This is a genomic window from Acinetobacter junii CIP 64.5 (genome assembly GCF_000368765.1).
GTDB classification, from domain to species: Bacteria; Pseudomonadota; Gammaproteobacteria; order Pseudomonadales; family Moraxellaceae; genus Acinetobacter; species Acinetobacter junii.
In genome coordinates this window covers 1,950,694-1,961,641 of the sequence record NZ_KB849655.1, presented here as the reverse complement: position 1 = coordinate 1,961,641, position 10,948 = coordinate 1,950,694, and the positions used below count along the sequence as shown (strand labels likewise).

Below are 10,948 nucleotides of genomic sequence, written 5' to 3'. Positions count from 1 at the left end.
TGTATTGAATTTATCTTGAATACAACAACTGTTTGGGTGTTGTATAGTCAAGCCTCACGAGCAATTAGTATTGGTCAGCTTCACACGTCACCGTGCTTCCACACCCAACCTATCAACGTCCTAGTCTCGAACGGCTCTTTAGAGGAATAAATTCCTAGGGAAATCTTATCTTGAGGTAGGCTTCCCGCTTAGATGCTTTCAGCGGTTATCCCTTCCGAACATAGCTACCCGGCGATGCCACTGGCGTGACAACCGGTACACCAGAGGTTCGTCCACTCTGGTCCTCTCGTACTAGGAGCAGATCCTCTCAAATTTCCAGCGCCCACGGTAGATAGGGACCGAACTGTCTCACGACGTTCTAAACCCAGCTCGCGTACCTCTTTAAATGGCGAACAGCCATACCCTTGGGACCTGCTTCAGCCCCAGGATGAGATGAGCCGACATCGAGGTGCCAAACACCGCCGTCGATATGAACTCTTGGGCGGTATCAGCCTGTTATCCCCAGAGTACCTTTTATCCGTTGAGCGATGGCCCTTCCATACAGAACCACCGGATCACTAAGACCTACTTTCGTACCTGCTCGACTTGTGGGTCTCGCAGTTAAGCGCGCTTTTGCCTTTATACTCTACGCGTGATTTCCGACCACGCTGAGCGCACCTTCGTACTCCTCCGTTACTCTTTAGGAGGAGACCGCCCCAGTCAAACTACCCACCAGACATGGTCCTCGTCCCGGATTACGGGACAGAGTTAGAACCTCAACATTACCAGGGTGGTATTTCAAGGACGGCTCCATTGGAACTAGCGTTCCAACTTCAAAGCCTCCCACCTATCCTACACAAGTAAGGTCAAAGTTCAATGTCAAGCTGCAGTAAAGGTTCACGGGGTCTTTCCGTCTAGCCGCGGGTACACTGCATCTTCACAGCGATTTCGATTTCACTGAGCCTCTGCTGGAGACAGCGCCGCCATCATTATGCCATTCGTGCAGGTCGGAACTTACCCGACAAGGAATTTCGCTACCTTAGGACCGTTATAGTTACGGCCGCCGTTTACTGGGGCTTCGATCAAGAGCTTCGCTTACGCTAACCCCATCAATTAACCTTCCAGCACCGGGCAGGCATCACACCCTATACGTCCACTTTCGTGTTTGCAGAGTGCTATGTTTTTAATAAACAGTTGCAGCGGCCTGGTTTCTGCGGCTGCCAACCGCTCAGGGAGCAAGTCCCATCACCGTCAGCAGCGTACCTTCTCCCGAAGTTACGGTACCATTTTGCCTAGTTCCTTCAGCAGAGTTCTCTCAAGCGCTTTGGTCTACTCGACCTGACCACCTGTGTCGGTTTCGGGTACGATTCCTGTGTAACTGAAGCTTAGAGACTTTTCCTGGAAGCATGGTATCAGCCACTTCACTGTACAAGTACAGCTTGCTATCGACTCTCAGCATAGAGCACCCCGGATTTGCCTAAGATGCATGCCTACGGTCTTCCACCTGGACAACCAACGCCAGGCTGACTTAACCTTCTCCGTCCTCTCATCGCATTACACAGAAGTATTGGAATATTAACCAATTTCCCATCGACTACGCCTCTCGGCCTCGCCTTAGGGGTCGACTCACCCAGCCCCGATTAACGTTGGACTGGAACCCTTGGTCTTTCAGCGAACGGGTTTTTCACCCGTTTTGTCGTTACTCACGTCAGCATTCGCACTTCTGATACCTCCAGCATACTTCTCAATACACCTTCATCGGCTTACAGAACGCTCCCCTACCACTTGACTAATGTCAAATCCGCAGCTTCGGCACATAGTTTTAGCCCCGTTACATCTTCCGCGCAGGCCGACTCGACTAGTGAGCTATTACGCTTTCTTTAAAGGGTGGCTGCTTCTAAGCCAACCTCCTAGCTGTCTATGCCTTCCCACATCGTTTCCCACTTAACTATAATTTTGGGGCCTTAGCTGGCGGTCTGGATTGTTTTCCTCTTGACTACGGACGTTAGCACCCGCAGTCTGTCTCCCGGATAGTACTCATTGGTATTCGGAGTTTGCATCGGTTTGGTAAGTCGGGATGACCCCCTAGCCGAAACAGTGCTCTACCCCCAATGGTATTCGTCCGAGGCGCTACCTAAATAGCTTTCGGGGAGAACCAGCTATCACCAGGCTTGATTAGCCTTTCACCCCTATCCACAAGTCATCCCCTGGCTTTTCAACGACAGTGGGTTCGGTCCTCCAGTTAGTGTTACCCAACCTTCAACCTGCTCATGGATAGATCGCCTGGTTTCGGGTCTATACCCAGCAACTAAACGCCCTATTAAGACTCGATTTCTCTACGGCTCCCCTATTCGGTTAACCTCGCTACTGAATATAAGTCGCTGACCCATTATACAAAAGGTACGCAGTCACCGAACAAGTCGGCTCCCACTGCTTGTATGCATGCGGTTTCAGGATCTATTTCACTCCCCTCACAGGGGTTCTTTTCGCCTTTCCCTCACGGTACTGGTTCACTATCGGTCAGTCAGGAGTATTTAGCCTTGGAGGATGGTCCCCCCATATTCAGACAAGGTTTCACGTGCCTCGCCCTACTCGTCATCATTATGTGTGCCCTTTCGTGTACGGGAATATCACCCTCTACGTTCGCACTTCCCAGAGCGTTCCACTAAAACACACATAACTTAATGGGCTGCTCCCCGTTCGCTCGCCGCTACTAAGGGAATCTCAATTGATTTCTTTTCCTAAGGGTACTGAGATGTTTCACTTCCCCTCGTTCGCTTCATAAACCTATGTATTCAGTTTATGATACCCGCCTTATAGCGGGTGGGTTCCCCCATTCAGAAATCTCCGGATCAAAGGATATTTGCCGCCTCCCCGGAGCTTTTCGCAGGCTATCACGTCTTTCATCGCCTCTGACTGCCAAGGCATCCACCACATGCACTTAATTACTTGACTATACAACCCCAAACAGTCGTTAACACATACAAGTGAGTGTTATCGTTGCAAACTTAATTGCTACTGGTTTGTTGTCTGTGAATTTAATCACCATACAGCTTCAATCTAAATTCATATACCAAAACGCTTGATTCAGTGTTTTTGCTAGTTCTCAGATTAAATATTAATTTAACAATTACTTGTTATCTTCCTATTTAATCGAGTTTGAACAATTTATTTCAGACTCAATTTTCTAATCTGTTAATGATTAACTACCACCTCGTCGGTGCGTAGTAAACTGTGATAAATCACAGAAGTTAAGAAGCTATTTGCTTACTAAGTTCTGTAATCTTTAGCTCCAAGCTTCGTTCTATGTGTGCCTGCGCACAGCATAGCTGTTTGCTTAAATTCTCGGACAAAGCGTTGCTTTGTTTACCCTCGAATTTGGTGGAGACTAGGAGAGTCGAACTCCTGACCTCCTGCGTGCAAAGCAGGCGCTCTACCAACTAAGCTAAGTCCCCAGCTTTAATCATAATGAACGACATATCTTTTTATCTAGCAGCTTGTGATTATTCATCACTTCGTCAGTAGTGGTGGGTCTGACAAGACTTGAACTTGTGACCCCACGCTTATCAAGCGTGTGCTCTAACCAACTGAGCTACAGACCCTCAGATACATCTTCGAAGAACAACTTGTTGTGGATTCTTACCGGTCACCAATCTTTCGTTAAGGAGGTGATCCAGCCGCAGGTTCCCCTACGGCTACCTTGTTACGACTTCACCCCAGTCATCGGCCACACCGTGGTAAGCGTCCTCCTTGCGGTTAGACTACCTACTTCTGGTGCAACAAACTCCCATGGTGTGACGGGCGGTGTGTACAAGGCCCGGGAACGTATTCACCGCGGCATTCTGATCCGCGATTACTAGCGATTCCGACTTCATGGAGTCGAGTTGCAGACTCCAATCCGGACTACGATCGGCTTTTTGAGATTAGCATCACATCGCTGTGTAGCAACCCTTTGTACCGACCATTGTAGCACGTGTGTAGCCCTGGCCGTAAGGGCCATGATGACTTGACGTCGTCCCCGCCTTCCTCCAGTTTGTCACTGGCAGTATCCTTAAAGTTCCCATCCGAAATGCTGGCAAGTAAGGAAAAGGGTTGCGCTCGTTGCGGGACTTAACCCAACATCTCACGACACGAGCTGACGACAGCCATGCAGCACCTGTATCTAGATTCCCGAAGGCACCAATCCATCTCTGGAAAGTTTCTAGTATGTCAAGGCCAGGTAAGGTTCTTCGCGTTGCATCGAATTAAACCACATGCTCCACCGCTTGTGCGGGCCCCCGTCAATTCATTTGAGTTTTAGTCTTGCGACCGTACTCCCCAGGCGGTCTACTTATCGCGTTAGCTGCGCCACTAAAGCCTCAAAGGCCCCAACGGCTAGTAGACATCGTTTACGGCATGGACTACCAGGGTATCTAATCCTGTTTGCTCCCCATGCTTTCGTACCTCAGCGTCAGTATTAGGCCAGATGGCTGCCTTCGCCATCGGTATTCCTCCAGATCTCTACGCATTTCACCGCTACACCTGGAATTCTACCATCCTCTCCCATACTCTAGCTTCCCAGTATCGAATGCAATTCCCAAGTTAAGCTCGGGGATTTCACATCCGACTTAAAAAGCCGCCTACGCACGCTTTACGCCCAGTAAATCCGATTAACGCTCGCACCCTCTGTATTACCGCGGCTGCTGGCACAGAGTTAGCCGGTGCTTATTCTGCGAGTAACGTCCACTATCCAAGAGTATTAGTCTCAGTAGCCTCCTCCTCGCTTAAAGTGCTTTACAACCATAAGGCCTTCTTCACACACGCGGCATGGCTGGATCAGGGTTCCCCCCATTGTCCAATATTCCCCACTGCTGCCTCCCGTAGGAGTCTGGGCCGTGTCTCAGTCCCAGTGTGGCGGATCATCCTCTCAGACCCGCTACAGATCGTCGCCTTGGTAGGCCTTTACCCCACCAACTAGCTAATCCGACTTAGGCTCATCTATTAGCGCAAGGTCCGAAGATCCCCTGCTTTCTCCCGTAGGACGTATGCGGTATTAGCATTCCTTTCGGAATGTTGTCCCCCACTAATAGGCAGATTCCTAAGCATTACTCACCCGTCCGCCGCTAAGATAAGGTGCAAGCACCTCATCTCCGCTCGACTTGCATGTGTTAAGCCTGCCGCCAGCGTTCAATCTGAGCCATGATCAAACTCTTCAGTTAAAATCATTTTGCACCTTAGTTAAGACAAGGTGCTAATTCTGGCTCATCAATTTTCTGACTAAAAATTCGCTCAAATAAACTTCGAGAAATTTCTACCATTCAATCAATGAAAATTATTTCGATCGATCAACCAGTAAAAATCCACACAAGTTGTTCTTCTATTCTCTTAATGATCTTTTTTCACCTCGTCAGTGAAAAATTCAACACAATAAAGTTAATCAACTTAACCGTTTAAAGCTAAGTTATTTGCTTCATTGCGTCGGGATGTGTGCATTATAGGAGGTTTTTTTTGGTGCGCAAGTGTTTTTAGAAAAAGATTGTGACGAGTGTTGTTTTTTTACCCACAACACCCATAAAAATACAGCAAAAATCAAATTAAAATATTGAATTTAAATAAATAAATTAAATTTTCTTTTAATTTATTTATTATTTCTTTATTTGCACACTGATAATTTTAATCGGTTGCTTTGGTACATTTTGATGCATTCCATAATTACCTGTAGGCACATTTACGATTTTATCAACAACATTCATTCCTTTGGTGACTTTACCAAATACGGCATAACCTGCATCCATAGCTGAACGATTCAAGAAGCTATTATCAGCAACATTAATAAAAAATTGACTCGTGGCAGAATTAGGATCACTCGTGCGTGCCATTGCTAAAGTTCCCCGTGCATTTTTGATACCATTATTTGCCTCATTAATAATTGGAGCTTTAGTTGCCTTCTCAATCATATTGGCATCCATCCCCCCACCTTGAATCATAAATCCTGGGATGACTCGATGAAAAATGGTTCCAGCATAAAAGTTACTTTTTACATAACTCTCAAAATTTTTTGCTGATACGGGTGCTTTATCATTAAAAAGTTCAATTTCAATATTCCCCATTGAGGTTTTCATATCAATAATTGTATTTGCAAATAGCTGACTACTTGCTAAAACCAAACTGGTTGCGAGGAATAGTTTTTTCATGATTACTGTTCTCAATTTAAAGTCTATTTAGAATGGGTACCGATTTTAGTTTTCTATCTATAATTTTGCTATTTCTAATTGTTAATTAAAGCATGCCGATGTTCCACGTGAAACATCGGCATTTTTTGAATCAGCTATGCTTATCCCAAAATTTTCTAAAGTTCTTGGCTATTTCGATTGTATTGCGCTTAGCCTTACTAGAAATAGGTGTCAAATTGATAAATCCATGTGTTTGATCTGGATAATCTACATATTGAACTTTGACTCCACTTTGTCTCAATTTATGGCTGTAAATTTCCCCTTCATCATGAAGCAAGTCATGCCCAGCTGTAATAACATACACAGGTGCTAGCTTTCTCAAATTACCATAGGTTGGAGAGATCAGTGGATTATCCAAAGCGATGTTGTGTTGAGTCGCATAATACTGAGTAACATAATCAACATCCTTACTCGTCAATACTAGCCCTTCACCATATGCATAAAATGATGGATGTCTACTTTTGAAGTCTACAACTGGATATATAAGTAATTGAGCTTGTGGAGCATAAGATTTACCAGCTGTGTGTTGTGCAACGACTGTACTGATATTTCCGCCGGCACTATCACCAGCAACAGCAATTCTATTTTTATAAATCTTTAATTGTCGGCGATTCTGATAGACCCATGCTAATGCATCTTCACATGATTTGATTAAAAGTTGCGGAGAAGCTTCAGGTGCAAGTGGATAATCGATACTTAATACCTGTACTTTGGCATATTTGGCAATGAGTCGACACACCTCATCATGAGTATCCAATCCACCAACCACAAAACCACCACCATGATAGAACAAGATCATAGGTAGTTTTTTATTGGGTGCAGGATGATAATGTCTAGCGAAGACTGTTCCACTTTGTAAAGGTAATCGAATGTCTTCTACCGATTCAATCTGTGTCGCTTTGTTTAGGATAGCCAACATTTGTGCATCAAACTGGCGGCGTGATTCAATTGGATCTTCCCCGATAAACCCTATACGCCCTTGTTTAATTTGCACCGCCATTAAGCACTTGGTAAAGGCGTCTAAGTCAGGATATTGATAAGGATAACCTAAAACTTTTGCGAGAGATTCTTGAACTATTTTGGGAAGTTTATCTAATGCACGTGCAGCTGTACCTTGTCCTTTATCTAAAATCGTTTGAATTTTCTGAGGTAATGCTGTCACGTTTGTCCCCTTTATCGCACTGTTCATAATTCTTGTTCTTTCCGACTATATGCTTTTATAAAGCCAGAGATCAAGATCAAGATTTCAAAAATATGATGTACGCTAAAGAGCTAAGCTTAAAAAGTCATTAACTATTCTGCTTAATCCAAACTGATTATTTTGCCAATCTATGTCAAAAAATGCTTCATGAGTGTCATTGAAGGATGAGAATTTTTTCTATTCACTCTCATCCTCTGGATCAAGATCCATTTGTGCTTAACAAGTAAATTGATGCAATGTATAGCAGTACATTTTGATCAATTGGATTGGGCATCTATCGCACCAATTAATCATATCTTTTACTCAAGAACGAAGAAATTATTGTGCCGAAGCATCTGCTGAGCCTGAAACAGAACCAGAAACACCTGCTGAAGCACCACCAGGTTGAACATCAACAGATGAACCCGCTTGTACACCTACGCCACCTTGTACGCCTGAAGGGCTAACGCTAGTTTGTGCTGAACCAGAAGCATCAAGACCACCTTGTGTTGAACAACCTACAGCTGTGAATGCAACACCAGATACAACCATAGAGATTAGGGCTAACTTTTTCATTGTATATTTCCTTCCATTATGACAAAAAGCAAAGTTGTCTTTGCGTTGCCTATGATTCACAATTTTTTCGATGAACGTGGTGAGGATTGGTTGCAGTTTGTTGTTTAAGCCGTATTGTTTTGCAATTTTTATTAAACCAGTTTAGATGAGCATTCACTTAATTTTGCAATTCTTTGAATTAGATTAAATATTTATAATTTATTATTTTTCTGCAATACGATTCGGATCAGATCATACAAATATAGTCTTATCTTCAATATTTATCATTTATACAAAGTGCTATTAACACTGCTAAAAACTTACAATTAAAAAGTTTGAGTTAACAATAGATGTATTAAAAATAAAAAAACCGTGAAAATTAATCACGGTTTTCTTCGTTTACAGCGAATTTAAGGCCACTGCATTTCACCTTTTACCACTTTAGCACCTAATTCCAAACTGCTTGATTCGCTTAAAGTTGGATATTCTTTTTGCATCATTTGAATTAAATCAGTCGATGTTTTCGTAACTTTTGCTGCGTTCTCATATTGCTTCAAATAATCGATAGAAAAGTTAACTGCATCCAATCCTTCTGCTGCACCCGCTTTCATGTGTGCTGGAACAACAACATTCGGTTTTAATGATTTGATACTTTCTAATGCCAGTACCACTTCGTTACGATCTTTTGTTGTTGGGGTGTCTACCATCCATAAATGAATCCCGGAAGAGACTGGAATACCGCCTACAACGGCTTTAGCACTTGGAATCCACAAATAAGTCAGCTCATTTTTTCCTTAATCTCAATATTTTCATTTTCAAATTTTAAGATCTTAGCCGTATACGCTTGCGGAACAATAATTTGACTCGGTGCATTGGCTCCCATTTTGGGTCCCCAATAAGCAACTTTTAAAGCCTGCGTATCTTGAATATGTTTTACCGTTTCAGGTGTTGCAATGATTTGCACGTTTGGGAAATATTGTTTAAATACATCTAAGCCAAAATAGAAGTCAGGGTCACCGTAACTGACAAAAATTGTTTTTAAAGTTTTACCGCTGTCTAAAATATCTGCCGCAATACGTAAAGCTTCCGATTTAGAAAAATTGCGCATTGACCAGTAAGACTTCTTTGTCACCTTCGATTAATGTTGAAGTTACGCCAAAATGTTCAGGCTTTGCTAGGAAGTTCTGAATTTTTAAATCCTGTGCAAAGCTTGTTGATGTTGCCGCTAATGCAGTTAGTGCAAGTGTGAATGATTTGATATTCATTAATATGTCTCCTATCTGATAAGAAACACTTTAAGTTGCAATTGTTGCCAAATAAACACCCTAAATTAAGATAAAATGTTGCATAAATTGCAACAATAAGAATTCTATATGGATACTTTAAAAGCCATTCAAGTTTTTGTATGTATTGCTCAACAAGGCAATTTGAGTAAAGCAGCGGAACATTTAGACTATTCGAAAGCGATGGTGTCACGCTATCTTGAACACTTGGAACAAACCTTTTCTACTCGCCTATTTCAGCGTAATACACGTAAAGTTTCTCTTACCCCTGCGGGTGAAAAAGCCTTGGTCTATTGTGAGAATATTTTACAGCAGCAACAGTTGCTTGAAGGTTTGGCTGCACCTGAACAACATAGTGGTACGATCCGTTTTACTTGTGGTTTGTTTTTGTTTCAACTAGGGGTAAATGAATGCATTAAGCAATTTAAAAAATTATATCCACACATTCATTTTGATGTGTATTTAACTGAAAATACGGTTGATTTGATGGATGCTCAGTTTGATCTTGCACTCAGAATTACACAAAAAGTTGCTGATGGTTTAATTGCTCGTCCTGTTTGTGATATTGAATCTATCTTTTGTGCGCATCCACATTATTTACAAGATCACACTCCCCTTTCACACCCAAGCCAACTGATTCAGCATGAATGTATAGCCCACCATACGCATAATCAGTATTGGACTTTGTTTGATACAGATCAACAACCTCAGAATTATCCATTAAATGTTACGTTTAAAAGTAATGATGTGATTGCGCTCTATCAAATGTGTCTCAAAGCAGAAGGCATTGCCATGTTACCAACGCTATTGGTGCGTCAGGATATAGCACAACATCGTTTGCAACAGGTATTTACAGATTTTTCTGCACCTGACCTAACCTTGTCGTTAGTCTATGCATCAAGGCAACATTTACCGAAAATCACACAAGAATTTATTGCTTTTGTCATCGAAAACTTAAATTTTTACTTAAATCAGCAAAATTAAAAGATTTAAATCAACCTGAACGCTTGAATTTTGTCGTGTTGCCCATACTTCATCCCTATCTATGAATGAACAAGATGTGGCAGTTCGGGTTTAACCCTATGAGCATTCACGCCAAAAGGACTGTACATGTTTAAGAACTTTTTTCAACGGAGATCATCAATGGCTAATGAGCAAAATGAGCAAGCTCAAGACATTCAAAATGAGCAACAAACTGAACAAACTCAAGCTGAAGGTGTAGAGCAAGCAAACGAGCTTAGCGTTGAAGATTTACAAGCGCAAATCACCAAACTCGAAGAAAGCTTGAAACTTGAAAAAGCCCGTACCGCAAATGCCGTGTACGAAGCACAAAAGAGTGTTGAACGTATCCAGCGTGAATCGGAAAAACACAAAGATACCGTTCTTGAGAAATTTGCTAAAGAGTTGTTGGATTCAGTCGACAATCTTGAACGTGCGATTCAAGCCGCTGGTGATGAACAAACACCTGTACTCGAAGGCGTGAAATTGACCCTAAAATCCCTTTTGACCACACTGGAAAAATTTGGCGTGGTTGAGGCGAATACCCAAAATGGCTTCAATGCTGACTTACACCAAGCGGTAGGTATCGATCCAAATGCCAAGGCCAATGAGATTGGTACGGTGTTGCAGAAAGGCTATACCCTGAATGGACGTTTACTTCGTCCTGCGATGGTGATGGTGGGTCAATAATGCGTGTGAGCAAGCGTTTTTTGCTCAAAAATGGAGGAATTTGAGAGTTT

The 10,948-nt window shown here is 42.8% G+C and carries 5 protein-coding genes, 2 tRNA genes, 2 rRNA genes and 1 pseudogene; 2 read left to right on the top strand and 8 right to left on the bottom strand.

Features of this window, described 5'->3' with window-relative positions; genetic code table 11:
* Positions 1 to 43: 43 nt before the first annotated feature.
* The 8 genes and pseudogenes from F948_RS14840 to F948_RS14805 all read right to left on the bottom strand — a co-directional run bounded on the left by F948_RS14840 (position 44) and on the right by F948_RS14805 (position 9,191).
* Positions 44 to 2,934: ribosomal RNA gene (locus F948_RS14840) — 23S ribosomal RNA — on the bottom strand.
* Positions 2,935 to 3,358: 424 nt separating this feature from the next.
* Positions 3,359 to 3,434, bottom strand: a tRNA-Ala gene (locus F948_RS14835).
* 70 nt (positions 3,435 to 3,504) lie between these two features.
* A tRNA-Ile gene (locus F948_RS14830) sits at positions 3,505 to 3,581 on the bottom strand.
* 59 nt (positions 3,582 to 3,640) lie between these two features.
* A 16S ribosomal RNA gene (locus F948_RS14825) occupies positions 3,641 to 5,177 on the bottom strand.
* The 16S and 23S rRNA genes sit together here with 2 tRNA genes alongside, the layout of an rRNA operon.
* A gap of 426 nt (positions 5,178 to 5,603) precedes the next feature.
* Positions 5,604 to 6,152: a peptidylprolyl isomerase gene (locus F948_RS14820; protein ID WP_004965294.1), complete on the bottom strand. Its 549-nt coding sequence runs from the start codon at positions 6,150 to 6,152 to the stop codon at positions 5,604 to 5,606.
* Positions 6,153 to 6,282: 130 nt separating this feature from the next.
* Positions 6,283 to 7,353, bottom strand: coding sequence for an alpha/beta hydrolase (locus F948_RS14815; RefSeq protein WP_004965292.1), 1,071 nt, complete (start codon positions 7,351 to 7,353; stop codon positions 6,283 to 6,285).
* Positions 7,354 to 7,710: 357 nt separating this feature from the next.
* Positions 7,711 to 7,947 (bottom strand): hypothetical protein, encoded by a 237-nt coding sequence (locus tag F948_RS14810; protein ID WP_004914451.1) that lies wholly within the window; start codon positions 7,945 to 7,947, stop codon positions 7,711 to 7,713.
* 389 nt (positions 7,948 to 8,336) lie between these two features.
* Positions 8,337 to 9,191 (bottom strand): annotated as a pseudogene (locus F948_RS14805) (MBL fold metallo-hydrolase).
* A gap of 108 nt (positions 9,192 to 9,299) precedes the next feature.
* Here F948_RS14805 and F948_RS14800 point away from each other — a divergent pair.
* Positions 9,300 to 10,193 carry a LysR family transcriptional regulator gene (locus tag F948_RS14800; protein WP_004914457.1) on the top strand — a complete coding sequence of 298 codons (894 nt, stop codon included), beginning with the start codon at positions 9,300 to 9,302 and terminating at the stop codon, positions 10,191 to 10,193.
* 159 nt (positions 10,194 to 10,352) lie between these two features.
* Positions 10,353 to 10,898, top strand: a complete 546-nt coding sequence (gene grpE, locus F948_RS14795; RefSeq protein WP_004914460.1) for a nucleotide exchange factor GrpE — start codon at positions 10,353 to 10,355, stop codon at positions 10,896 to 10,898.
* The last annotated feature ends 50 nt before the right edge of the window (positions 10,899 to 10,948 follow it).